Origin of the sequence: Streptomyces sp. NPDC015130 (assembly GCF_043080005.1) — a bacterium.
Taxonomy (GTDB): domain Bacteria; phylum Actinomycetota; class Actinomycetes; order Streptomycetales; family Streptomycetaceae; genus Streptomyces.
Map to the genome: position 1 here is coordinate 230,685 of NZ_JBIBVC010000010.1, position 24,692 is coordinate 255,376.

Here is a 24,692-nt window from a genome sequence, read left to right on the forward strand (position 1 = left end):
GGCCTCGGGCCGTGCTCGCACGTGCCCACGGGCTGTGCTCGCGTGGGCCGTTCGCGCCGGTCAGCTTACGCGGGACGGGCCGGGGCCACCGGCGGTCGCCAGTCGGCGATGCCGTCGAAGCCGCGCAGGACGAGGCCCGGGCCGAAGCGGGAGACCGCTCCGACGAGCGCGGAGCGCAGGGCGACGGCGGGCCGGGCGGAGAGCAGGGTGAGCGCTCCGGTGCGGGCGGCCCTGCGGACCACGGCGGTGGTGCGGGGCAGGCGGTCGGCGGTGTAGGCGGCGAGCGCGCTGCCGGGGTCGAAGCCGGGCCCGGAGCGGGCGTGGTGGGCGAGGACGACGGCGTCCTCGATGGCCTGGTTCCCGCCCTGGCCGAGGCTCGGCATCATCGCGTGCGCGGCGTCGCCGAGGAGGGCGACGCGGCCCTGGTGGAAGGCGGGCAGCGGGTCGGGCAGGTGGTGGACGTCGTGGCGCAGGACCTGGGCGGGGTCGACGGCGGCGAGGATCTCGGGGACGGGGTGGTGCCAGTCGCCGAAGAGGCGCAGGAGTTCGGCCTTCTCGTCGTCGGGCGCGCGGCCGCCGGCGGGGGCGGCGGCCATGGCGTACGCGTAGATCCGGCCGTCCTTGAGGGGCTGGGTGCCCCAGAGGCGTCCGGGGCCCCAGGTCTCGTGCGGGGCGAAGGGCCGTGCGGGGGCGGGGACGACGACCCGCCAGGTGGTGCAGCCGGCGTACCGGGTTCCGGGGTGTCCGGGGAAGAGCCGGTGGCGGATCGCGGACCGGATGCCGTCGGCGGCGACGACGAGTTCGGCCTCGGTCCCGCCCTCCGGGGTGGTGATCCGGGCGGGGCGGTGCTCGTCGCCGGGGTCGGCGAGGGTCGCGGCCGTGCCGGTGCGGACCGTGCCCTCGGGGAGGGCCGAAGTGAGGATCTCGACGAGGGTGGCGCGGTGGAGGAGGACCAGCGGTCCGCCGAAGCGCGCGGCGGCGGCCTGGGCGTTCGTCCGGGCGAGCCAGCGGCCGTCGGGGGTGCGCATGCCGCCGTCGCCCTGCCAGGCGGCGAGTTCGCGGACGCGTTCGCCGAGGCCGATGACGTCCAGGGCGCGCTGGGAGTTGGGGGCGAGTCCGATGCCCGCGCCGACGGGGGCGAGGTCGGCGGCGCGTTCCAGGACGGTGACCTGCCAGCCGTCGCGGTGGAGGGCGACGGCGGCGGTGAGTCCGCCGATTCCGGCTCCGACGACGACGGCACGGTGCTGTTCCATGACTGCTCCCCTGGATGCAACTACAGGTGTAGTAACTCCGACACCAGAACCGTACTACAGGTGTAGTCACCGGGACAGGGGCGGGTAGTAGGTTGTCCCCATGCGCGCATCGACCGCCCCGGCCGGGGAGTCCCCCGGCTCCCCCGTCTCCGCCGCCTCCGCCGCCTCCGCCGCCTCCCGCGCCGAGCGGATCGGCGACGCCGCCCTCGACCTCCTCGTCGAGCGCGGCATGCGGGGACTGACGCACCGCGCCGTGGACGAACGGGCCGGGCTGCCGCAGGGGTCGACCTCGAACCACGCCCGCACCCGTCAGGCGCTCCTGGAGACGGCCGTCCGCCGCCAGGTCCACTGGGAGGCGCGCGTGCTCGCCCCGGACGAGCTGCCGGGCGGCGGCCCGGACGCCGGTCCCGGCGGGGGTGCGCCCCCGAGCCCCGAGGCCCTCGTGGACGCGCTCGCCCTCGCCCTGCACCGCTATCTGACGGACCACCGCGCACTGCTGGTCTCCCGCTACGAACTGGCCCTCGAGGCCACCCGCCGCCCCGAGCTCCGCACCTTCTTCGACTCCGCGGGCTCCGCCTTCCGCGGCCCGCTGGTCGCGATGATGACGGCGGTCGGCTCACCCGCGCCCGAGCGGCACGCGCTCTCCCTCGTCGCCTGGTGCGAGGGCCTGATGTTCTCCTGCGCCGCTGGCTCCTTCCACGCCGCCGTGCCCGGCCTCGCGGAACTGCGCACCGGCTTCGAGGAACTGCTGAGGGGCATGCTCGGCACCACCTGAGCGAGCCCGGGACGGCAGGCCCCGCGGGCGCGGCGCACGCGCCGAAAGCACTGGCGTGGCCCGGTGATCTTGCGGGACGATGCCGCGCATGACCATCGAACGCATCGCATCCGTCCCCCGCGTCGACCCGTCCACCACCTCGGGCGAGCGTGAGGCGCTGGAGGAATGGCTCGACTTCCACCGCGCGACCCTCGCGAGGAAGTGCGAGGGGCTCGACGACGCCCAGCTGCGCACCCTCTCCGCCCCGCCGTCCGACCTCAACCTGCTGGGCCTCGTCCGGCACATGGCCGAGGTGGAGCGCGGCTGGTTCCGCCGGGTGCTGACCGGCGAGGACCTGGGCTGGATCTACTCCACCGAGGCGGACCCGGACCGGGACATCCACGTCACGGACGAGGACACCTACGAGGAGGCCTACGCGACCTGGCAGGCCGAGATCGACCACGCGCGCACGGTGGCCGCCCCGCACGGCCTCGACGACCTCGGCGTGGGCAGGCACCGCACCGGGAGGACCTTCAACCTCCGCTGGATCTACCTCCACATGATCGAGGAGTACGCGCGCCACAACGGCCACGCGGACCTGCTCCGGGAGCGGATCGACGGCGCCACCGGCGACTGAGGTCCGGCACGCGGGTCAAGGGTCCCGCGGCGCCTCACCCGTGCGGGGCATTCCCCGCCGGTAGGGGCGCGAAGATCACCGCCGGACCAGCAGAGTGGCGCGGTGCATGGAACCCGAACCACAGCGAAGATCCTGCTCGGGGCGGCGGTCGCCGCCCTGGCGGGCTGCGCCCCGGTGGACGCGTCGCCGCCGGCGTCCACCCCCGCGCCCGCCGCGGAGAGCTCCGTCCTGCCCGAGCAGGAGGTGGCGCCGCAGATCGTCGAGGGCCCGGCCCGCGAGGCCCTCGAAGCGGCGCTCCCCGCTCCCCCGCCCTCCGCGGCGCCCCCGCCGTCCACCACGCCCCGACCGGCGCCCGCTCCCGCCGCCGTACCCGAGCAGCACCGGCGGACGGTGGCCACGCCGCGGCCGGCGGAGCCGCGCCCGGCCGCCACCCCCCGGCACCGCGAGGTCCCGGTCCCGGTGCCCCGGCCCGCCGTACCGGACCTGCCGGGGCTCGCGGACCTGCCGAAGGAACCACCGCGGTCCCGGGCAAAGGTCTGCGACCTGGGTGAGCGGTACGGGGGCTGGGGGCCCGGCAGCGACCAGGCCAGGATCTGCCACGACACCTACGGCCGGTGAGCCGGCGCCCCGGGCCCGGCGCGACCGAACCCCCGGGCGCGACGGCGTGCCGAACGCCTCGCCCCGCGCCTGCCGCAGCCGAGCCGCCGGGCGCGGCGAACCCCCGCGCGCACCGGCCGGCCGGACGCCCCCGCCCCGTCACATGGCCCTGAGCCGCACCTCCAGGCGCTCGATCGCGGCCCGGACCCCGTTCCCGTAGCCGTCGTCGTCGAGCGTGTCGGACGCCGCGCGGGCCCGGTCCAGATGGACCCGCGCGGCGTCCGGCCGCTGGAGCTTGACGTAGTCGGCGGCGAGGTTGAGGTGGAGCGAGGGGTACAGGGCGCGCAGCGCCACCGCCGAACCGTGCGCGGCGAGCCGCTCCTCCGCGAGCCCCTCGGCCGCGCTCAGCGCCCGCAGGTCCCAGGCCAGCTCGGTGTCGGGATCGTCCTGGGCGTCGGCCATGTAGTGGGCGAGGGTGCAGCGGTGCAGCGGGTCCCCGTCGGGGCCGATCTGCTGCCACAGCACCCCGAAGCGGTTGCGCGCCTCCTCGCGGTCGCCGCCGTGCAGCAGCATCATGGCCTGCCCGATCCTGGTCATGACCCCGTCGTCCGCCTGCTGCTGCTCGGTCACGCCGACCTCCGCCCGATCACCCAATGGGAGAGCCGACGCTAGCCGCACCCGGCCCCGATCCGGCCGAGGCTCAGCCGAGGTCCGGGACGCGCCAGTCGATCGGCTCGTGTCCCTGGGCCGCGACGGCCGCGTCGATCTGGGTGAAGGGCTGCGATCCGAAGAACTTCTTCGCGGACAGCGGCGAGGGGTGGGCGCCCTTCACCACCACGTGCCGCTCCTCGTCGATGAGGGGCAGCTTCTTCTGCGCGTAGTTGCCCCACAGGACGAAGACCGCGGGGTCGGGGCGCGAGGCGACGGCCGTGATCACGGCGTCGGTGAACTTCTCCCAGCCCTTGCCCTTGTGCGAGTTCGCCTCGCCGGACCGGACGGTCAGCACGGCGTTGAGCAGGAGGACGCCCTGCTCGGCCCACGGCATCAGGTAGCCGTTGTCCGGAACGGGGTGACCGAGCTCGGCCTGCATCTCCTTGTAGATGTTCCGCAGGGAGGGCGGGGTCTTCACGCCGGGGCGGACGGAGAAGCAGAGGCCGTGCCCCTGCCCCTCGCCGTGGTAGGGGTCCTGGCCGAGGATCAGGACCTTCACCTTGTCGTACGGGGTGGCGTCCAGCGCCGCGAAGACCTCGTCCTTCGGCGGGAAGACCGGTCCCTTGGCGCGCTCCTCCTCGACGAACTCGGTGAGCTGGGCGAAGTACGGCTTCTGCAGCTCCTCGCCGAGGACTCCCCGCCAGGACTCGGGCAGCATGCTGGTGTCGGTCACGGTCAACAACCTCCGGTGGACGTTCCTGTCTACGCCCGAAAACCTACCGGGGGCCACTGACAGTGGCCCCCGGCAGGTGTGTTGAACGGCTCGAACCCAGGGAGTTCTACCAGCTGGCGCGGCGGTGCAGCTCCCACAGCTGCATGACCGTCTGCGGGTCGAGCGCGCGCTCGCCGCCGCCGATGTCCTCGCCGGCCGCGATGTACAGCTTGCCCTGCCACAGCGGCAGCAGACGGACGTCCTGGACCATGATCTCCTGGGCCTCGACGAACTCGTCCGTGACGGTCCCGCGGTCGCTCTCGCGGCGGGACTTCGGAAGCAGCTCTCCGGTGATCCGCTCGCTCACGTACGGCGTGCCGAGGACGTTCTCCTTGCCCAGGAAGGGGGCGACGAAGTTGTCCGGGTCCGGGAAGTCGGGGAACCAGCCGCGCCCGAAGACCGGGTACTCGCCCGCCTGGTAGCCGGCCTGGAAGTCCTTCCAGGGCTTCCCCTGCACCTCGACCTTGAAGAGCTTGGACTCCTCCAGCTGGCGCTTCAGCTCGGTGAACTCGGCGGCCGTGGAGGAGCCGTACCGGTCGGTCGTGTACCAGAAGTTCAGCTTGACGGGCGTCTCGACGTCCGCGTCCTTGAGGATCTTCTTGGCCTTGGAGACGCTCGGCATGCCGAAGCGGTCGAAGAACTTGGTGGTGTGGGCGGCGATGCCCTTGGGAACCATCGAGTACAGGGGCTCGGCGGTGCCCTGGTAGACCTTGTTGACCAGTTCGTCGCGGTCGACGAGCTGGGCGATGGCCTTGCGGACGGCCGGGTCGGCGACCGAGTCGTCCTGGGTGTTGAAGACCAGGTAGCGGATGTCGGCGCCGGTGGACTCGACGAGCTGGAGGCCCTTGTTCTCGGGCTTGTCCTCCTGGAGCGCGACGACCTCCTCGGCCGTGAGGCCGCGGTAGGTGGCGTCGATCTCGTCCTTGCGGAGCGCGTCGACCATCACCTCGGAGTCGTCGAAGTACTTGATGGTTACGCCGCCGTTCTTGCGGGCGGCGAAGCCCTTGTAGGTCTGGTTCCTGGTCAGCTCGGCCGTCTTGCGCTCCTCGTACGAGTCGAGGACGTACGGCCCGGAGCCCACCAGCTTGCCGTCCGTGCGGAGCTTGTCCGCCGGGTACTCGGCCGGGTCCACGATCGACATCGCGGGGGTCGCGAGGACGAAGGGGAAGGTGGCGTCCGGCTTGTTCAGGCGGAAGACGACCGTGCGGTCGCCGACGGTCTCGATCTTGCCGAGCGAGCCGAGCATCCCGTTCGGGCCGCCCTTGTGGTTGATCGTGCGGATGCGCTCGATCGAGTGCCGCACGGCCTCGGCGTCCAGTTTGTGACCGTTCGAGAACTTCAGGCCGTCCTGGAGCTTGCACTCGAAGACGCGGCTCGACGTGTCGGTGAACTTGCAGTCGGCGGCGTCCGACTGCGGGGCCGTACTGCCGGTCGGGAAGCTCACCAGGGTCTGGAAGACGTTCCGGAAGAGCTCCCAGGAATTGTCCCAGGCCGCGGCCGGATCAAGCGTGGTGGGAGAACTCGTCGTACCGATGACGATTCTCTGGTCCCCAGCGGATTCACTGTCCGAAAATACACCGCATCCGGACACCAGGGATATGGACGCAAGGGCTGCAGCGGCCTGCAGACTGGTCCGGTTGAACACGTGCACGCTCCTCGTTCAGCCACGGGTCGGCCGACGATACCGCAGCACCCCGTCAGGTCAATGTTCGAGTCTGACGGGGCACTTGACTCATTCGACGTATAACCGGGGCCAATCCGGACACGAAATTCGGAAAGTGTCCGGATATCGGTCAGCCGACTCCGGCGTTCAGGAAAATCCCGCCGTCGACGACGAGGGTCTGGCCGGTGATCCACTCCGACTGCGAGGAGGTCAGGAAGGCCGCGGCCCCTCCGATGTCCGCCGGGACGCCCAGCCGGCCGAGCGGGTAGGAGGCCGCCGCCTCGGCCTCACGGCCCTCGTACAGCGCCTGCGCGAACTTCGTCTTCACGACGGCGGGGGCGATGGCGTTGACCCGCACCAGCGGCGCGTACTCGTGCGCGAGCTGGAGGGTCAGATTCACCATCGCGGCTTTGCTCATGCCGTACGCGCCGATGAAGGGGGAGGCGGACACACCGGCGATCGAGGCGATGTTCACGATCGCACCGCCGTTCTCCTTCTGCCAGGCGTGCCAGCTCCGCTGGGCGAATCCGAGCGCGGAGATCACATTGGTCTCGAAGACCTTGCGGGCCACCCCCAGGTCCAGATCGGCGAGCGGGCCGAAGACCGGGTTCGTGCCGGCGTTGTTCACCAGGAAGTCCAGCCGGCCGAAGCCGTCCATGGCCGCCTCGACGGCCGCGGCCTGGTGGGCCAGGTCGTGGGCCTTGCCGGGGACGCCGATCACCCGGTCGGCGCCGAGCCGCTCGACGGCCTCCTTGAGGGCCTCCTCGCCGCGCCCGGTGATGACGACCCGGTCGCCGCGGGCGACGAGCGCCTCGGCGATTCCGTAGCCGATGCCCCGGCTCGCGCCGGTGACGAGGGCGACCTTGCCGGAGAGCTCCGGCCGTTCGTTCGCGGTCATGACCGCCTCCTCTCGATTGGTCCGGTCGTCAGTTGAGGGGGCCGCCGGCCACGTACATCACCTGGCCGGAGACAAAGCCCGCGTCGTCGCCCGTGAAGAAGGCGATCGCGTTCGCGACGTCCTCGGGGCGGCCGACCCGCTGGACCGGGATCATGGAGGCGGCGGCGGCCTGGAAGTCCTCGAAGCCCATGCCGACGCGCTCGGCGGTCTGCGCGGTCATCTCGGTGACGATGAAGCCGGGGGCGACGGCGTTGGCGGTGACGCCGAACTTGCCGAGCTCCTTGGCGAGAGTCTTGGTGAGGCCCTGCAGACCGGCCTTGACGGCCGAGTAGTTGGCCTGGCCCCGGTTGCCGAGCGCCGAGGAGGAGGAGAGGGAGACGATCCGGCCGAAGCCCGCGTCCACCATGTGCTTCTGACAGGCCTTCGACATCAGGAACGCACCCTTCAGGTGCACGTTCATGACGAGGTCCCAGTCGGACTCGGACATCTTGAACAGCAGGTTGTCGCGGAGCACGCCGGCGTTGTTGACGAGGATCGTCGGCGCGCCGAGCTCGGCGGCGATCCGCGCGACGGCGGCCTCCACCTGGGCGCCGTCGGAGACGTCGCAGCCGACCGCCAGGGCGGTGCCGCCCGCGGCGGTGATCTTCTCGACGGTGTCCTTGCAGGCCGCCTCGTCGAGGTCGAGTACGGCGACGGCGCGGCCCTCGGCCGCCAGGCGGAGCGCGGTGGCGGCGCCGATGCCTCGTGCGGCGCCCGTGACGACGGCTACGCGCTGCTCGGTGGTGGACATGCTGGGTTCTCCTCGCCCTTGGATCGACCGTGAACGCGGACGGACCGAGCGTGCCGCTCACGCGTCCCGCACATGAGCGACCGCTTAGTATCGTCCGCAGGACGAGACGCTAGAAGCGATGGCACCCGGTGTCAACGGCACACCGGGTGCCCCGGGTCACTCCCCGTGGCGGACCGGCGACGGACCCCGCCGCCGGTCTCAGCGCACCAGCAGGTCGAGGAGGCGCTCCACCTCGGCCTCCGGGTCGGCGGTGAGCCCCGTGTGGACGGGGCCCGGCTGCACGACCGTGGAGCGCGGCGCGATCAGCCAGCGGAAGCGCCGGCCCGCGTCGTCGCGCGCGGCCTGCCCGGCGTCCTCGCCGCCCAGGCAGACCCCCTCGACGGCGCGCAGCGCCGCCCGGACGCCGGTGACGTCCGCCGCCGGGTCGAGGACCGCCAGCTTGGCCTCGTCCAGATGGGTGCGGGCGGCCACGTAGGACCGGGCGCGGCAGTAGACGACCACGCCCGCGTTGAAGCACTCGCCGCGCTCGACCCGCGGCACCACGCGCAGGAGCGCGTACTCGAAGACGTCCCGCTGGGTCACGTGGTGCTGTCCTTCTCGGTGGGGTGCGTCCGGGGTGCGAGTCGCTCGGCCAGCCAGCCGGGCGGCTGCTGGGGCCGGTTCTCGGTACGGGGGCCGAGCGTGATCCGCTCGTGGATGGTGGCGGCGCGGGGCAGGAGCGCCTCGACGTAGGCCGCGCGCACCTCGTCGGTGCCGGAGAACCCGGGCTCGTCGACGAGCCACTCGTCGGGCACGTCGGCGGCGACCGCTTCGAGCAGCTCGCGGGTGACGAGCGGGGCGAGCTCGGCGGCCGCGGCGGCGACGTCCGGCGCGAAGGGCGCGAGCGCGTGGTCGGAGGCGTCGTACGGCTTGGCGGCGGAGGCCTGCGCGCCGGGCCAGTTGTGGTGCCAGATCATGGTGGCGCCGTGGTCGATGAGCCACAGGTCGCCGTGCCACACCAGCATGTTCGGGTTCCGCCAGGACCGGTCGACGTTGTTGATCACGGCGTCGAACCAGACGACCTTGCCGGCCTCCTTGGGGTCGACCTCGTACGCGAGCGGGTCGAAGCCGAGCGAGCCGGGGAGGAAGTCCATGCCCAGGTTGAGCCCGCCGCTCGCCTTGAGCAGCTCCTGGACCTCCTGGTCGGGCTCGGAGAGGCCGATGACCGGGTCGAGCTGAATGGTGACGAGCTCGGGCACGCGCAGCCCGAGCCTGCGCGCGAGCTCCCCGCAGACGACCTCGGCGACGAGCGTCTTGCGCCCCTGTCCCGCGCCGGTGAACTTCATGACGTACGTGCCGAGATCGTCGGCCTCGACGATCCCGGGGAGCGAGCCGCCCTCACGCAGGGGCGTGACGTAGCGGGTCGCTGTCACTTCTGTAAGCATCCGCCCAGGCTATCGCCGCGCGCGCCGCCCACGGCCGCGCAGGACCGCCTCCCGGTGCCGCGTGGGGGTCATGCCCCGGATCACGGTCGCCGGGACCCGAGCCGGAACCTCAGTCGGCAGACCACGGCGTCCGTGTCCCGTCGTACGGCGTGGGCGACGACCGCGCCCGCTGGTTCTGCAGGAGCCGCTGCCACAGGTGCTCCGGCTCGGCCTCCGGGACGAGCACGGTGACCCGCGTGGCGGGCTCGGAGGCCCGCAGGCCGCGTACGTACGCGCTGATGGGCCGGCCCAGCGTGCGCCGCTCGGAGGGGACTCCGCCGTCCGGGAACGCGGCGATCACCTGCCGGTAGGAGGCCACGAGGACGGCCGGCAGACCCGCGATGGCCGACGTGACCGGAAGCGTGAAGCCGAGCCCGTGACCGCCCGCTGCCGCGAGGACGAGGACGATCGCCTCGGGGCCGTACGCGACGGAGGCCATGGCGTCGAGCGAGACGGCGGCGAGTCCGGTGACCGCCGTCAGCTTGCGGCGGGCACCGGAGTCGGTGACCGGATCGGCACCGGGGGGCTCTTCGGCGCCGGAGACGGTGTCCCTGCCGGCGGTCGGGGCGGTCTTGCGGGCGAGCTCCCTCGGTTCACGGTGCTTGTCTGCCCAGCGTGAGCCCCCGTCGGGTCGACTTCCGGCGTTCCTGACGGGTCCTTTGCGCCCGGGTGCGCTCCCTTCACGCGTTCCTTACACGCGCCGGCCCTTCGGGCGGCCGGCGCCGGATGGTCAGGTGCGGGTGAAGCGGAGGGTGAGCAGTTGGAAGGGCCGCAGGTGGAGTTCGACGCGGTCGTCCGTCGGCTCGACGTCGCCGAGGGGCCGTTCGAGCAGGTCGCACGTCCGGACCGGCCCGTGCGCGAACGCCGGGGTGAGCCGGGTACGGGCACGGCCGCCGTGGGCCTCGTACAGGCGCACCACCACGTCGCCGCTCCCGTCGTCCGCGAGCTTCACCGCGCTCACCACGACCGCGTCGTTGTCGAGTGCGACGAGCGGGGTGACCTCCGCGGCGCCGGTGACCCGTCGCTCGGGCAGGTTGATGCGGTAGCCCTCCCGTACGGCGTCGCCGATGTCCGCGCCGGGGACGAGCGCGTGCCGGAAGCGGTGCAGCCCCTGGTCGGTGTGGGGGTCGGGGAACCGGGGGGCGCGCAGCAGGGAGACCCGGACGGTGGTCGTGGTGCCGCCGTCCTCGGGGCGCACGGCGCGCGTGACGTCGTGGCCGTAGGTGGAGGCGGTGACCAGGGTGACGCCCCAGCCGGGTTCCTCCAGGTGGACGAAGCGGTGGTTGCAGGCCTCGAACTTGGCGGCATCCCAGCTGGTGTTGGTGTGGGTGGGGCGGTTGAGGTGGCCGAACTGGGTCTCGGCGGCGTAGCTGTCGGTCCGCAGGTCGAGCGGGTAGGAGGCCTTGAGGAACTTCTCGGTCTCGTGCCAGTCGACCTCGGTGGCGAGGTCGAGCCGTGGCTCCCCGGCGGCGAGGGTGAGCGTCTGGACGGCGCGCGAGGAGCCGAAGGTGCGGGTGACCCGTACGGTCACGAGGTGCGGGGTGTCGGCGGTGATCTCGACCGCGTCGGCGTCCGTCAGGTCGGTGACGGTGTTGCGGTAGAAGGAGTCGACGTCCCAGGCGTCCCACATGTTGGGGAAGTCGGGGTGGATCTGCAGCAGGTTGGCGGCCGCTCCGGGGGCGAGGGTCTCCCGCCCGGAACGGAGATCGAGCACCGACACCGCCAGCCCGCACCCGTCCACGGCGACCCGCAGCAGCCCGTTGTCGAGGACGTATCCGCCGCCCGGCCGGTCGGTCACCGTGCAGCCCGAACCCGCGCCGGTCTCCGGCGCCGCGCCACCGGCGGGGACCCCGCCCCGCGCGTGCGGAGCGGCGTTGAAGACGACGGTGCCCTCCCCGGGGCCCGCCAGCGCCCGCTGCGCCCGGTCGACGATGCCGTTCAGCTCGTCCGCCACGGCGGCGTAGGTGCGTTCCGCCTCCCGGTGCACCCAGGCGATCGAGGAACCGGGCAGGATGTCGTGGAACTGGTGCAGCAGGACGGTCTTCCAGATCCGGTCCAACTCCTCGTACGGGTAGGGCGTTCCGGCGCGGACGGCTGCGGCGGCGGACCAGAGTTCGGCCTCCCGGAGCAGGTTCTCGCTCGCCCGGTTGCCCTGCTTGGTCCGCGCCTGGCTGGTGAGGGTGGCCCGGTGGAGTTCGAGGTACAGCTCGCCTACCCACACCGGCGGTTCGGGGTACTCGGCCTCGGCCTTGGCGAAGAACTCGGCGGGCCGCTCCCACCTCACCCGCGCCGAGCCCTCCAGGTCGCGCAGCCGCGCGGCCTTGGCGACCATCTCGCGGGTCGTCCCGCCGCCCCCGTCGCCCCAGCCGGTCGGGGCGATCGAGTGCCTGGCGCGGCCCTTGTCCTTGAAGTTCCGTGCGGCGTGGGCGATCTCCTGGCCCCGCATGGAGCAGTTGTAGGTGTCGACGGGCGGGAAGTGGGTGAAGATCCGGGTGCCGTCGATGCCCTCCCAGAGGAAGGTGTGGTGGGGGAAGGAGTTGATCTGGCTCCAGGAGATCTTCTGGGTCAGCAGCCACTTGGAGCCGGCCGCCTTGATGATCTGCGGCAGACCTCCGGCGAAGCCGAAGGTGTCCGGCAGCCAGGCCTCCTCGTTCTCGACGCCGAACTCGTCCAGGAAGAACCGCTTGCCGTGCACGAACTGACGGGCCATCGCCTCGGAGGAGGGCATGTTGGTGTCGGACTCCACCCACATGCCTCCGGCCGGGACGAAGCGGCCCTCGGCGACCGCCTTCTTGACCCGTGCGTACACCTCCGGCCGGTGCTCCTTGATCCAGGCGTACTGCTGCGCCTGGGACATGGTGTAGACGAACTCGGGTTCGTCCTCCAGGAGGGCGGTCATGTTGGCGGTGGTCCGGGCGACCTTGCGGACGGTCTCGCGCAGCGGCCAGAGCCAGGCCGAGTCGATGTGGGCGTGGCCGACGGCGCTGATCAGGTGCGCGGACGGCTCGGCCGGCGAGGACAGCACCTCGACCAGCTCCGCGCGGGCCGCCGCCGCGGTCCCGTTGACGTCCTGGAGGTCGATCGTGTCCAGGGCCCGCTCGACGGCACGCAGGATCTCCCACCGGCGCGCGCCCTCCACCGGAAGCTCGGCCATCAGCTCACCGAGCACCTCGAGGTCGATGACGAGCTGCCACACCGTCTCGTCGAAGACGGCGAGATCCATCCGTTCCAGCCGGTACTGCGGCTTGTCCCCGGCCGTCTCCTTCTCGCCCAGCTCGGTCGGCACGAAGGGGTGGTAGTCCAGGACGACGGGGTTGGACGCGGCCTCGACGTGGAGCAGCACCTGCTCTCCGCCGACCGCCGGGGCGGCGATCCGCACCCACTGGTTGCGCGGATTGAGGCCCTTCACCGGTGTGCCGTCGGGCCGGTAGACCAGGCCTTCGCACTGGAAGCCGGGCATGTTGGCGTCGAACCCGAGGTCGATCAGCGCTTCGACGGTACGCCCCGCCCACTCCTGCGGGACGGTGCCGGAGACGGTCAGCCAGCTGGTCCCCCAGGGCGCGCCCCACTCCGTGCCGACGGCGATCGGGGTGCGGGGCGCGGCCAGTCCCTCCGCGACGGGCACGGGTTCGTCGGGGGCGGTCCAGACGGCGACCGCCAGCGGGACGGACTCGGGGTACACGGCCGGGCGGATGCGCTCCTCCAGGACGCGCTTGAGGCGGGACTCGACGAGGCTGCGGTCGTCGTGCATGGAATGTGACTCCCTATGGGTGACGGTTGGTCAGCTGGTCCTGTCGACGGTGACGAGTTCGGTGATACCCCGGGCGGCCAGGTGTTCCGCGTCCTCGGAGTGTCCAGCGAGGACGGCGGTCGGCCGGACTCCGTCGGCGGCGAGTCGCATGAACGCCTCGAAGTACGCTCCACCGGGCGCGCAGAGCGACCGCTTCGGCGCCTCGTCCGGCAGGTCGAGGACCAGCGCGGTCGAGCGGACCGGCGGCGGCGACCAGTGCGCGCGGACGTCCGCCACCAGCGAGGCGATGGCCGCACCGGCCGGCTTGACCTGCCGGTCGTTGGTCAAGAGGCCGAGGCTGTACTCGAGTTCGGGGAAGTCGGCGAGCGACCGGTCGACGTCGTGGGAGCACCACCAGGTGACGCCCCAGAGGCCGGGGCAGTCCAGCGCCGCGGCGACGGTCGCGCGGGCGAACCGGTCGGCTCCCTCCGCGGGGATGTGCGGGGCGGGCGCGCCGACCTCCTGGAGCCAGACCGGGCGCCCGGGGTCGTGGGCCCAGGCCTTGGAGAGCTCGACCAGGTAGGCGGCGTGGTGCTCGGTGGCGACGGCGGTGGGGCCGTGTCGCTGCGCGGTGCCGTTGAAGACCCAGGAGTGCACCGCGGTGGCCGCGCCGATCCGGGTGCAGTGCGCGGGGGTGAAGGGGTGATCGTCCTCGTACCAGGCGGCGTCGTACTCGGCGTGCAGGTGCAGACGGCCGGGGGCACCCTCCTCGCAGGCGGCGAGCATCCGGTGCAGCCAGGTCCCGGCCTGGCCGGGGGTGATCGGGTCGGGGTCGGGGTGCGCCTCGCCGGAGAACTGGTTGATCTCGTTGCCGACGGTCATGCCGATGAAGTTGGGCCGGTCGGAGAGGGCGGCGGCGAGGGTGCGCAGGTAGACGGCCTGCCCGTCGAGGACCTCGGGGTCGGTGAAGAGGTTGCGCCGGTGCCAGGTGGCGGTCCAGGAGGGCAGGAAGTCGAAGCTGGAGAGGTGGCCCTGCAGGCCGTCGACGGCGACGTCCAGACCGCGCTCGGCGGCGGCGTCGGCGAGCTGGACCAGCTGTTCGACGGCCCGGGGGCGGATCAGGGTGCGGTTGGGCTGGAAGAGCGGCCAGACCGGGAAGACTCGCAGGTGGTCGAGGCCGAGGGCCGCGACGGAGTCGAGGTCGGCGCGGACGGCGTCGAGGTCGAAGTCGAGCCAGTGGTGGAACCAGCCTTCGCTCGGCGTGTAGTTGACGCCGAAGCGCGGAACTCGGGGGCTGTCCTGGGAGATGGTCATGCTCGGGCGGATTCCTTTGTGAGTACGTTCTCCGGCACGGTCATCCCTTGACCGCGCCTTCCTCGACGCCTCGGAAGAAGAAGCGCTGGAGGGTGGCGAACACGGCGACGATCGGCAGGAAGGCGATCATGGTGCCGGCGGCGATCACGCGCGGGTTGGCGCTGAACGTGCCGTTCAGGTACTGCAGGCCGACGGTGAGCGTGTACTTGCCGGGGTCGTTGAGGACGATCAGCGGCCACAGGAAGTCGTCCCAGGCGCCGATGAAGGTGAAGATGACCACCACGCTGAGCATGCCGCGCACGTTCGGCAGGCCGACGTGGACCAGCCGCTGCCAGACGTCGGCGCCGTCGACCAGCGCGGCGGCGTCCAGCTCCGGCGGGACGGCCGCGAAGGCGGTGCGCATCAGCAGCACGTTCAGCATCGCGATCGCACCCGGGAGGGCGACACCGGTCAGGGTGTCGGTCAGGCCGAGGCTCCGCACGGTCACGTACTGGGAGACGATGGTGACCTCGCCGGGCAGGACGAGCGTGGCCAGGAACAGGCCGAGCACCAGCCGTACGCCGCGGAAGCGGAGCCGGGCCAGCGCGAAGCCCGCGAGGGTCGCCCCGACGGCGTTGCCGACCACCGCGATGGCAGCCACCACCAGCGAGTTCGCGGCGTAGGTCCAGACCGGGACGGTGTCGGCGACCTTCGCGTAGTTGGCGAACGTCAGGTCGTTCGGCAGGAAGCCGGGGGTGCGGGAGTAGATGTCCTCGCCGGGGCCCTTGAGCGAGGTGGACAGCTGCCAGAGGAACGGGCCGACGGTGAGCAGCAGGACGAGGACGAGGAGCAGGTAGCGGACCGTCTTCTCGCCGGCCGACGGGGTTCCGAAGCCTCGGGCCATCGCTCAGGCCGCCTTCCTGCCGAGCCGCGCAAGGAGCAGCATCGGCCCGATGGTGATCACGAAGAGCAGCAGGCTGAGCGCCGAGGCGTACCCGATGTGGCCGCTGAAGCCGCGGCTGTACATCTGGATGAGCATCACCACCGACATGTCACGGCCGCCGGGTCCGCCGGTGCCGTTGGAGAGCACGTACAGCTCGGAGAAGACCCGGAGGGCGGACACCGAGATCAGCACCGAGACCAGCAGCATGGTGGGCCGCACCCCGGGGACCGTGACGTGCCAGAAGCGCCGGAGGGCGGAGGCCCCGTCGACGGCTGCGGCCTCGTGGAGCTCCCTGCCGACGTTCCCCAGCGCCGACAGGTAGATGACCATGTAGTAGCCGAGGCCCTTCCAGGTCGTCAGGGCGATGGCGCTGAACAGCAGCAGCCAGCGGTCGGTGAGGAACGAGACGGGCCGGTCCGTCAGCCCGAGCTGTCCGAGCAGGCCGTTGAGCAGGCCTCGGTCGTCGAGGACCCAGCCCCAGATGAGCGCGACGACGACGGCGGACGCGACGACCGGGGTGTAGAAGGCGGTGCGGAAGAAGGTGATGCCCGGCAGTTTCCGCTCCACCAGCAGGGCCAGCAGCAGCGGCAGCAGTGTGAGGAGCGGCAGGCAGACGGCCAGGTAGACGATGCTGTTGAGCAGGGCGTCGGCCAGCTGGTCGTCGTCGAGCGCGCGTTCGTAGTTGTCGAGGCCGGTGAAGTGCCCGCCGCCGAGCGGCTTGGCGTCGGTGAAGGACAGGACCACCGTGTTGACGGCGGGCCACAGGTTGAAGACCGCCAGCCAGAGCACGGCGGGCCCGGCGAGCAGCCAGGGGGTGAACCAGCGTCGGTGGGTCATGGAGGTGCCTTCCCGGAAGGTGATGGCCGACGGGGGCAGCGGGAGCGGTGCGCGCCGGGCGGCGCGGTGGCCGGATCGGGGGCGGGAGGCCGCCGCGCCGCGGCTCCGGCGGGTCAGCCCTTCAGGAGTCGGTTGCAGCGGCTGACCGCGGTGTCCAGCGCCTCCTTGGAGCCGGTCTCGCCGCTGATCGCGAGGGCGATCTGCTGGTTGACCACCGTCTTCATCGCGTCGTTGACCTCGACGGGCTGCAGGATCCGCGCCTCGGCCAGCGAGGTGAACGCGATCACCTTGGCGTTCCCGGCGTTACCGCCGTCGCTCCGGCTGAAGAACGGGTCCGCGGCGGAGGCCTTGGTGGAGGGGAAGATGCTGGTCAGGCGGGCGAAGGCGGCCTGGTTCTCGGCGTTGGTCACCCAGCGGGCCAAGGCGACGGCGGCGGCCTGGTTCTTCGTGCTCCGCGCGACCGAGAGTCCCTGCACGTAGAGCGGCGGGGTGCCCATCGCCGCGGAGGGGAGGACCTTGGGGGCGAGGGTGGGGTTGTCCGTGGCGAGGCTGGTGATGTAGTTGCCGCCGCCGGTGGTCCACGCGACCGTACCGGCGTTGAACAGCTTGGCGTTTCCGGCGTAGGTCTCGGTGAGTACGTCCTTGGGCAGCAGACCGTCCTTGAAGGCGCTGCGGTACTTGTCGAGCACGGCGACGGCCTCGGGGGTGTTGAAGGTGAAGCTCTTGCCGTCGTCGGCCATGATCTTCACCCCCGCGTCGGCGAGATCGCCGAGACCGGGCTTGCGGCTCATCAGGTACGTGGAGCCGCCCGACTTCTCCTTGACCGTCCGCGCCTGGGCGATCAGCTCGTCCAGGTCGCTCGGCGGCTTCCGGGCGTCCAGGCCGTACTTGGAGAGCAGTTCGGAGTTCCAGTAGTTGACGTCGGTGTTGAGGTACCAGGGGAAACCGTAGGCCCCCTCCTGGCCGGCGAAGCGGTAGGCGTCGATGCCGCCCTCGACGTAGTCGCCGGACAGCTTCGGGTCTGCCTTGGCGACGTCCAGCAGCATGCCCTGCCTGGCGAGCGGCAGCGCGAAGTCCGGCGGGAGGTTGACCACGTCGGGCAGGGTGCCGCCGGACGCCTGGCTCAGGACCTTCTCGGAGTAGCCCTCGCCCGGCTGGTCGAGCCACTCGACCTGGACTCCGGGGTGCTTCGTCTCGAAGGCGTCGATGACGCCTTCCATGTAGTCGGTGAACTTGGGCTTCAGGGCCCAGGTCTGGAGCGACACCTTGCCCTTCACCTCACCGGTGGCGGCGGCCACCGGGCCGTCCGAGCTGTTCGGGTCGCCGAGGCCGCAGCCTGCGAGCGTCGCGGCCGTGATCGCGGCCAGTGCCAACCGTGCCCAGTGGGTGCTTCGCATCAGTGAGGTCTCCCTGTCTGACGAGCATCTACTAAACCGCTTCAGTGCTGCCGCAGCATCCACCGGGCTACAATCGCTGTCAAGGGAGTGCGCGCGGCACGGGGCAGGCGGGGGAGCTTTATGGCCAGACCGACGATCGCCGACATCGCCCGTGAGGCCGGGGTCTCCAAGGGCGCCGTGTCGTTCGCGCTGAACGGCCGCGCGGGCGTCAGCGAGGCCACCCGGGAGCGCATCCTGCGCGTCGCCGAGAAGATGAACTGGCGCCCTCACAGCGCGGCGCGCGCCCTCGGCGGAGCCAGGGCCGGAGCCGTCGGCCTGGTGCTCGCGCGACCGGCCCGCACGATCGGCCTGGAGCCCTTCTTCGGGCAGTTGCTCTCCGGCCTGCAGGCAGGACTGTCCGCCTCCGGCACCGCGCTGCAACTGCTGGTGCTCGAGGACACGGCCGCCGAGATCGAGGTCTACCGGCGCTGGACGTCCGAGCACCGCGTGGACGGTTTCGTCGTCGTCGACCTCCAGGTCCGCGACCCCCGGATCCCCGTACTGGAGGAGCTCGGCATCCCCGCGCTCGTGATCGGCGGCCCCGGCCGGCACGGCAGCCTGCCCAGCGTCTGGGCGGACGACCGGGAGGCCATGGTGTCGATCGTCGACTACCTGGCCGCCCTCGGCCACCGCCGGATCGCCCATCTGGCCGGCCTGCCCGCCTTCCAGCACACCCAGCGCCGGATCCGCGCGGTGCGCGACTGCGCCCGTCGGCTCGGCCTGACCGAGGCCGTCTCCCTGCCGACCGACTTCAGCGACGCCGAGGGCGCCGCCGCCACCCGCATGCTGCTGGCCCGGCCCGACCGGCCCACCGCGATCATCTACGACAGCGACGTCATGGCGGTGGCAGGCCTGGGAGTGGCCGCCGAGATGGGCGTCGCGGTACCCGGCGAGCTGTCGCTCGTCTCCTTCGACGACTCGGCCCTCGCCCGGATCGTCCACCCCTCGCTCACCGCGCTCTCCCGCGACACGTTCGCCCTCGGCGAGCAGGTCGCCCGAGAGCTGCTCGCCGTGATCGCCGACCCGTCCTCGGCGCGCGACGTGCGGAACCCCACGCCACGGCTGACGGTCCGCGAGTCCACGGCCCGCCCGCGGTGAGGATCGGCGCCGCGCACCGCTCCGCCGGGCGCGGGTTCCGGGCGCGAGGGCCGGGCGCGGAGGGGCCGCCGCAGTCGGCCGCCCCACTCCCCTCTCGATCGATCTCGATCGGCACGGCGATTTCCGCCGCATCGATCCTTGACCGTGTCCACTAAACGGATTTAGCCTGCCGGACTGAGCCTGCGGGGTCGCCGCGGAGGACCTCCCGTCCCGCGTCGTCGACCGTCGCTGCTTCGCGTCATCCGTACCACCAGAGCACCAGCGCCCACTCCTCCTGCTGGACCGGAGCCCCGGATGAACCGACGCCTGCTGCCCGTGATCATGAGCGCCGTGCTGACCGCCGTCGCCATGGCCCTCTCCCCCGCCCCGACCACCGCAGCCACCCCGACCACCGCTGTCGCCGCCACCGGCTCTGCCGTCACCACCGCCGGCAACCAGCCGTACGCGTCGTACTGGCACCCGAACACCCTCCTCGGCTGGGACCCGAGCACCGACCCCGACGCCGCTTTCAACCGCTCACGCGTCCCGCTCCGGCCACGCACCTCGGACCCGGCGCTCAAGGCCAACGCCAACGCCCGCGCCGGGGAGGGCAAGGTGGTCTCGCTGGTCTCCTTCGGGCCCACCTCGAACAACCCCTCCCAGGGCTCCGTCAGTCCGAACTACTACGCCTTCGGGCACTGGCAGTACGTGGACACCCTGGTGTTCTGGGGCGGCTCGGCCGGCGAGGGCCTGATCCTGGCGCCCAACTCCACCGTGATCGACGCCGCCCACCGCAACGGCGTCAAGGTCTACGGCACGGTGTTCTTCCCGCCCGCCGCCTACGGCGGCCAGTTGCAGTGGGTGAAGGACTTCACCCAGAAGTCCGGCAGCCGCTACCCGGTGGCCGACAAGCTCGCGCAGGTCGCCCAGCACTACGGATTCGACGGATGGTTCGTCAACCAGGAGACCGGTGGCGGGGATTCGGCCCTGGCGACCGAGGTCCGCAACACTATGCGCTACGCCCGCTCCCTGGGCCCGGTCGAGTTCATGTGGTACGACGCGATGACCGAGTCCGGCCCGGTGAGCTGGCAGAACGCGCTCACCCCGGCCAACGACGCCTTCCTCCAGGAAGGTACGCAACGCACCACGGACTCGATGTTCCTGAACTTCGACTGGAGCGCCCCGGGCCTCGACTCCTCGCGGACCCTGGCCGGTTCGCTGGGCCGTGACGCGTACGAGCTCTTCTCCGGCGTCGACACCGAGGCCAACGGCTACAACACCTCGGTCAGCTGGGCGTCGGTCTTCCCGGCGGGCCGGCCGCACGTCACCTCGCTCGGCCTGTACCGCCCCGAGTGGACGTACAACTCCGCGAGCTCCCGGGCCGACTCGTACACCCGCGAGGCCCGGTACTGGGACGGAGCCAACGGCGACCCGAGCGACACCACCACCAGCTCCGGCTGGAAGGGCCTGGCGCACTACATCCCCGAATCCTCCCCGGTGACCGCCAAGCCCTTCGTCACCTCCTTCAACAGCGGTCAGGGCGACTTCCACAACTCCGGCGGCGTCCGGGTGAGTTCTGCCGGCTGGAACAACCTCTCGCTCCAGGACGTCCCGCCCACCTATCGCTGGCTGGTCGGTTCCGCCGGCTCCGAACTCACCCCGTCGATCGACTTCAGCGACGCCTACGAGGGCGGCTCCTCGCTGCGCCTCACCGGAACCCTCGACGCGGAGAACACCGTCCGGCTCTTCCAGACCCGGCTCCCGGTCGCCGCCGACACGCGGCTGTCGGCCGTCGTGAAGACCCCGGCCGCCGGGCCGACCCGGCTGAAGGCCGCCATCTCCTTCACCGACTCGCCCACCACCTTCACCACCCTCGACCTCGGCTCCACCACCACCGCCGGCTGGGAGCGCCGGACCTTCGACCTGTCGGCGTACGCCGGACGCACGATCGCCCAGATCGGCCTGCGGACCACCGGCACCGCCTCGACGTACGAGGTGAAGCTCGGCCAGCTCGCCGTCTACGACGGGACGGTGGACAGCGCCGCCCCGCCGACCGGGCCGACCGTGCTGGGCACCACCGACGTCAGCCCCACCCGCAAGTCGCTGCGGATGTCCTGGACCGCCTCGGCCGCCGGCTCGGTGCACCACTACGAGGTGTACCGGCGCAACCCGGACGGCAGCCGCACCTTCCTCGGTGCCACGCCGAACGACGCGTACTTCGTCCCCCAGCTCGACCGGGTCGGCACCGAGACCTCCACCACGCTCGACGTGGAGGCGGTCTCCACCGAGTACGGCCGCTCGGCGCCCGCCACCACCACGGTGAGCTGGTCCGGCACCGCCTCGACCAACCTGGCGCTGAACCGTCCCGCGAGCACCTCCGGCCGGTGCAGCGGCACCGAGACCGCTGCCAAGGCCGTCAACGGCTCGGTCTCCGGCGGCAACAGCGACAAGTGGTGCACGCTGACCACCGACAAGTGGCTGGAGGTGGACCTCGGCTCGACCCGTGCCCTGACGGGCTTCGTGGTCAAGCACGCCCAGGCGGGCGGTGAGAGCGCGAACTGGAACACCCGCGACTTCACCGTCCAGGTGCGCGACACGACGAGCGGCCCGTGGACGACCGCCGTCACCGTCACCGGCAACACCGCGGGTACCACGACCCACCCGGTCGGCCTGACCGCCCGCTATGTCCGCCTGACGATCACCAGACCGACCCAGACCACCGACCCGGCCGCACGCGTCTACGAGTTCGAGGCCTGGGGCACGTAGCGCCGCAGACGTGCAGCGCCACCCCGGGCATCAGCGGCGACGCCGCCGCCCGCTCCAGCTCCGTTGAGGTGACAGAGCGTTCACCCGACAGGGTTGAAACGGGGCGAATACGCCTGAAACGCCTAGGGTCCGAGCATGCACACGGCGAACTCTCCCGTCAGCAGCGCCCCGCCCCGGTACGTCCCGGACGGTGACCGCACACCTCCGCCCGCCGAGCCGCCGAGCCGCCTCGCCACCGCGGGCGCGGTCCTCGTGCCCACCGCCGTCATGCTCGGCGTCGCGCTGTGGGGCCTGAACCGCGGCACGATGTGGCGCGACGAGTCCGCGACGTTCCAGATCGCCCGGCGCTCGGTACCGGACATCTGGCGTCTCCTCGGCGAGCTCGACGCCGTCCACGGCCTCTACTACCTCCTGATGCACGCCACCCTCGCCGTCCGGGCCGACGAGGTGATGCTGCGGCTCCCGTCGGTGCTCGGCGCGGCGTGCTCCGCAGGACTGGTCGCCGCGATCGGCTGCCGGCTGGCCCGCCCCCGGGTGGGCCTGTGGGCCGGGCTGCTGTACGCGGCCACCCCGTTCACCTCCTTCTACGCGCAGGAGGGCCGCTCGTACGCCCTCGTGGCGGCCGGTGCCGCGCTCGCCACCTGGTGCCTGGTGAGCGCCGTCGAGCGCGACTCGGCCGGACGCTGGGCCGGGTACGCGGCCGCCGTCGCCGGCACGGCCCTGCTGCACGAGTTCGCCGTGCTGATGCTGGTCGCCCATGGGGCCACGGTGCTGGCGGCCAGGTCCCGTCCCGGGGCCTGGCGGCGGTGGGCGGCGGCCGCGGGCGCGGCGGTCGTGCCTCTGGTGCCGCTCGCGGTGGTCTCCTCCCGCCAGGGCGGTCAGACCTCGTGGATCCAGCAGCCGGGGGTGGAGGAACTGAGGCTGCTCGCGTTGCAGTTCGCCGGCCCGGACGTCCGGGTGCTGACGGTCGCGGCGCTGCTCGCCGGGCTCGCGGTGCTGTCGCCTCTGCGGCGCACCGGCCGTGTCGGCCTGACCGCGGTGGCGCTGCCGCTCGTCGTCCTGCCGGTGGCGGTGCTGTTCGCGGTCTCGCTCGTGAAGCCGCTGTTCGTCGACCGCTACCTGCTGTTCGCGTTCGCCGGATTCCCGCTGCTGGTCGCCGCGGGCCTGGAACGCTTCCTGGGCGCGCTGCGCTCCGCGCCCTGGCGGCCGGTGGTGACGGCGGCCGGCGTCGTGGCGGTCGCGGCCGCCTTCTGGTGCCAGCTCCCTTTCCAGGAGCAGCAGCGCGGCAAGGACGGCCGCCTCGACGATCTCCGGGAGGTCGCCGCGTACGTGGCCGCGCAGTCGCGCCCGAACGACGCGGTGCTGTTCGTCCCCTCGTACCAGCGGCACATCTTCCTCACCTACGACCGGGAGTTCGCCGGCCGCCGCGACATCGCCCTCAAGGCGGACGCGGCCGCGTCGGGCACGTTCTACGGCCAGGAGTTCGACGCGGCAGGGCTCGGAGCGCGGATCGGCGCGGAACGGCGGGTCTGGGTGGTGGCCTGGCCGAGCGCCTGGAGCGAGCAGTGGTTCGACGAGGACCCGAAGGTCATCGCCCTGCGCAAGGGATTCGAGCTCGCCCGCAGCACGCAGCTCAAGAGCGGCCTGGTGCAGTTGTACGTGCGGGAGTGAGCCGACGGCCGCGCGCGGCCGGCCTCCGGGCGCGCGCACCCCGCACTCACACGTGCGCGTGACGGTGACCCGCGGGCCGTACGGCGGCGGCGGCCCGGCAACTGGGGAACTTCCCGGGGAGACGGTCGCCGAAGGGATCGGCCGAACAGCCGAACAGCCGGAATCGCCTCCAGAACAACGCGTATGTACGGCCATACCCTTTTGCTTGATTTTCCCGAGAATGCTGCGCTTATCAGCTCGCCCGATCAGCATTTCTCCGGCCGTCGCGCCAGTGGGGCGTGACGCCGTTTCCGCTTCTCACACCTGGAGAAACACATGCGCGTAGCCGTGACCGGTGGCGGTGGTTTCCTTGGGTCACATCTCTGCGAAGCGCTCTTGCGGCGCGGTGACTCGGTGGTGTGCCTGGACGACTTCTCGACGGGTGATCCCGAGAACATCGCTCCGCTCCTCGCCCACCCGGGCTTCGCGTTCCAGCACGCCGACGTGAGCGTGTCGACGGAGGGTGTCGGCCGCGTCGACGCCGTGGCCCATCTCGCCTCCCCCGCCTCGCCGCCCGACTACCTGCGCCGGCCGCTGGAGACCCTCAGGGCCGGCAGCCGCGGCACGGAGAACGCCCTGCGCCTCGCCCTGCGCCACGACGCGCGTTTCGTCCTCGCGTCGACCAGTGAGATCTACGGCGATCCGCTGGTCCATCCGCAGGAGGAGGCGTACTGGGGCAATGTGAACTCCATCGGCCCGCGCAGCGTCTACGACGAGGCGAAACGATACGCCGAGGCGGTCTCCGCGGCGTACGCCCGTACCCACGGCCTCGACGTCGGCATCGCGCGCATCTTCAACACCTACGGGCCGCGGATGCGCCCGCACGACGGGCGGGTGGTGTCCAGCTTCATCACCCAGGCCCTCACCGGCGAGCCCCTGACGATCTACGGCGACGGCAAGCAGACCCGCAGCTTCTGCTACGTCGACGACCTGGTCCGCGGTCTCCTGGCGCTCCTCGACTCCTCCGAGATGGGTCCGTTCAACCTGGGCAACCCGGTCGAACGGACCGTCACCGAGCTCGCCGAGGCGGTCCTGGCCATGACCGGGTCGCCCTCCGAGGTGCAGCACCACCCGCTGCCCGCCGACGATCCGGTCCGCCGCCGCCCGGTGATCACCCGGGCCCAGGAGATCCTCGGCTGGCAGCCGGAGATCGACATCACCGAGGGCCTGCGCAGGACCGTCGCGTACTTCGCCGCCCGGCCGGACCGGCTCGGCGCCTCGGCCGCGGCGATCCGCGGCGGCCAGGACGAGACGGTGCCCCTCACCGCGGTGACCGGCGCCACCACGGCGGCGCAGACGATCCCCGGCCCGGCCGCCGAGACCGCCGGTGCGACGCCCACGACCGCCGGTCCGTCCGGCTCGGGCGGCTGATCCGCGCGAGGCCCGCTCCTCCCCCGCCGCACCGTCCGGGGGCTTCCCGCC

At 72.1% G+C, this 24,692-nt stretch carries 20 protein-coding genes and 1 pseudogene; 7 read left to right on the forward strand and 14 right to left on the reverse strand.

Annotated features, from left to right (window positions below; all coding sequences use genetic code 11):
* Positions 1-65: 65 nt before the first annotated feature.
* On the reverse strand, positions 66-1,253 hold the full coding sequence (locus tag ACF08F_RS22560; RefSeq protein ID WP_392300315.1) for an FAD-dependent monooxygenase: 1,188 nt from the start codon (positions 1,251-1,253) through the stop codon (positions 66-68).
* A 100-nt stretch (positions 1,254-1,353) separates the two neighbouring features.
* On the opposite strand from ACF08F_RS22560, the gene ACF08F_RS22565 reads away from it, so the two are divergent.
* From ACF08F_RS22565 to ACF08F_RS22575, 3 genes are all read left to right on the forward strand, one after another.
* Complete coding sequence (locus ACF08F_RS22565) at positions 1,354-2,028, forward strand: TetR/AcrR family transcriptional regulator (RefSeq protein ID WP_392300316.1); 675 nt, start codon at positions 1,354-1,356, stop codon at positions 2,026-2,028.
* A gap of 79 nt (positions 2,029-2,107) precedes the next feature.
* Positions 2,108-2,644 carry a DinB family protein gene (locus ACF08F_RS22570; protein WP_392300317.1) on the forward strand — a complete coding sequence of 179 codons (537 nt, stop codon included), beginning with the start codon at positions 2,108-2,110 and terminating at the stop codon, positions 2,642-2,644.
* Positions 2,645-2,746: 102 nt separating this feature from the next.
* Positions 2,747-3,262 carry a hypothetical protein gene (locus ACF08F_RS22575; RefSeq protein ID WP_392300318.1) on the forward strand — a complete coding sequence of 172 codons (516 nt, stop codon included), beginning with the start codon at positions 2,747-2,749 and terminating at the stop codon, positions 3,260-3,262.
* Positions 3,263-3,400: 138 nt separating this feature from the next.
* Here ACF08F_RS22575 and ACF08F_RS22580 read toward each other — a convergent pair whose 3' ends face one another.
* The 13 genes and pseudogenes from ACF08F_RS22580 to ACF08F_RS22640 all read right to left on the reverse strand — a co-directional run bounded on the left by ACF08F_RS22580 (position 3,401) and on the right by ACF08F_RS22640 (position 17,678).
* On the reverse strand, positions 3,401-3,871 hold the full coding sequence (locus tag ACF08F_RS22580; RefSeq protein ID WP_392300319.1) for a hypothetical protein: 471 nt from the start codon (positions 3,869-3,871) through the stop codon (positions 3,401-3,403).
* Between the two features lie 70 nt (positions 3,872-3,941).
* Positions 3,942-4,625 (reverse strand): uracil-DNA glycosylase, encoded by a 684-nt coding sequence (gene ung, locus ACF08F_RS22585; protein ID WP_392300320.1) that lies wholly within the window; start codon positions 4,623-4,625, stop codon positions 3,942-3,944.
* Positions 4,626-4,731: 106 nt separating this feature from the next.
* On the reverse strand, positions 4,732-6,309 hold the full coding sequence (locus ACF08F_RS22590; protein WP_392300321.1) for an ABC transporter substrate-binding protein: 1,578 nt from the start codon (positions 6,307-6,309) through the stop codon (positions 4,732-4,734).
* A 148-nt stretch (positions 6,310-6,457) separates the two neighbouring features.
* Positions 6,458-7,225 (reverse strand): SDR family oxidoreductase, encoded by a 768-nt coding sequence (locus ACF08F_RS22595; protein WP_392300322.1) that lies wholly within the window; start codon positions 7,223-7,225, stop codon positions 6,458-6,460.
* Positions 7,226-7,253: 28 nt separating this feature from the next.
* On the reverse strand, positions 7,254-8,015 hold the full coding sequence (fabG, locus tag ACF08F_RS22600; protein WP_392300323.1) for a 3-oxoacyl-ACP reductase FabG: 762 nt from the start codon (positions 8,013-8,015) through the stop codon (positions 7,254-7,256).
* Positions 8,016-8,213: 198 nt separating this feature from the next.
* Positions 8,214-8,597 carry a DUF3037 domain-containing protein gene (locus ACF08F_RS22605; protein WP_392300324.1) on the reverse strand — a complete coding sequence of 128 codons (384 nt, stop codon included), beginning with the start codon at positions 8,595-8,597 and terminating at the stop codon, positions 8,214-8,216.
* On the reverse strand, positions 8,594-9,439 hold the full coding sequence (locus ACF08F_RS22610) for a HipA family kinase (protein WP_392300325.1): 846 nt from the start codon (positions 9,437-9,439) through the stop codon (positions 8,594-8,596). The genes ACF08F_RS22605 and ACF08F_RS22610 overlap by 4 nt, the downstream gene beginning before the upstream one ends.
* Before the next feature lie 313 nt (positions 9,440-9,752).
* Positions 9,753-9,959: pseudogene (locus ACF08F_RS22615) on the reverse strand (amino acid permease); the annotation flags it as partial.
* Positions 9,960-10,208: 249 nt separating this feature from the next.
* Positions 10,209-13,229 carry an alpha-mannosidase gene (locus ACF08F_RS22620; protein ID WP_392300326.1) on the reverse strand — a complete coding sequence of 1,007 codons (3,021 nt, stop codon included), beginning with the start codon at positions 13,227-13,229 and terminating at the stop codon, positions 10,209-10,211.
* A 30-nt stretch (positions 13,230-13,259) separates the two neighbouring features.
* Positions 13,260-14,522, reverse strand: coding sequence for a glycosyl hydrolase (locus ACF08F_RS22625; protein WP_392300327.1), 1,263 nt, complete (start codon positions 14,520-14,522; stop codon positions 13,260-13,262).
* A gap of 40 nt (positions 14,523-14,562) precedes the next feature.
* Positions 14,563-15,405 (reverse strand): carbohydrate ABC transporter permease, encoded by an 843-nt coding sequence (locus tag ACF08F_RS22630; protein WP_392300328.1) that lies wholly within the window; start codon positions 15,403-15,405, stop codon positions 14,563-14,565.
* Between the two features lie 3 nt (positions 15,406-15,408).
* Positions 15,409-16,281: a carbohydrate ABC transporter permease gene (locus ACF08F_RS22635; protein WP_392300329.1), complete on the reverse strand. Its 873-nt coding sequence runs from the start codon at positions 16,279-16,281 to the stop codon at positions 15,409-15,411.
* A 113-nt stretch (positions 16,282-16,394) separates the two neighbouring features.
* On the reverse strand, positions 16,395-17,678 hold the full coding sequence (locus ACF08F_RS22640; protein ID WP_392300330.1) for an ABC transporter substrate-binding protein: 1,284 nt from the start codon (positions 17,676-17,678) through the stop codon (positions 16,395-16,397).
* A 120-nt stretch (positions 17,679-17,798) separates the two neighbouring features.
* Between ACF08F_RS22640 and ACF08F_RS22645 the strand changes: the two genes are divergently transcribed.
* The 4 genes from ACF08F_RS22645 to ACF08F_RS22660 all read left to right on the forward strand — a co-directional run bounded on the left by ACF08F_RS22645 (position 17,799) and on the right by ACF08F_RS22660 (position 24,641).
* A complete protein-coding gene (locus ACF08F_RS22645) occupies positions 17,799-18,815 on the forward strand; it encodes a LacI family DNA-binding transcriptional regulator (RefSeq protein ID WP_392300331.1) in 1,017 nt (338 codons plus the stop codon).
* A 294-nt stretch (positions 18,816-19,109) separates the two neighbouring features.
* A complete protein-coding gene (locus ACF08F_RS22650; RefSeq protein WP_392300332.1) occupies positions 19,110-21,560 on the forward strand; it encodes a discoidin domain-containing protein in 2,451 nt (816 codons plus the stop codon).
* A gap of 135 nt (positions 21,561-21,695) precedes the next feature.
* Positions 21,696-23,231, forward strand: a complete 1,536-nt coding sequence (locus tag ACF08F_RS22655) for a glycosyltransferase family 39 protein (RefSeq protein ID WP_392300333.1) — start codon at positions 21,696-21,698, stop codon at positions 23,229-23,231.
* Positions 23,232-23,546: 315 nt separating this feature from the next.
* The gene (locus ACF08F_RS22660; protein ID WP_392300334.1) at positions 23,547-24,641 is read left to right on the forward strand and encodes a UDP-glucuronic acid decarboxylase family protein; all 1,095 of its coding nucleotides are present in this window, start codon (positions 23,547-23,549) and stop codon (positions 24,639-24,641) included.
* Positions 24,642-24,692: the final 51 nt, after the last annotated feature.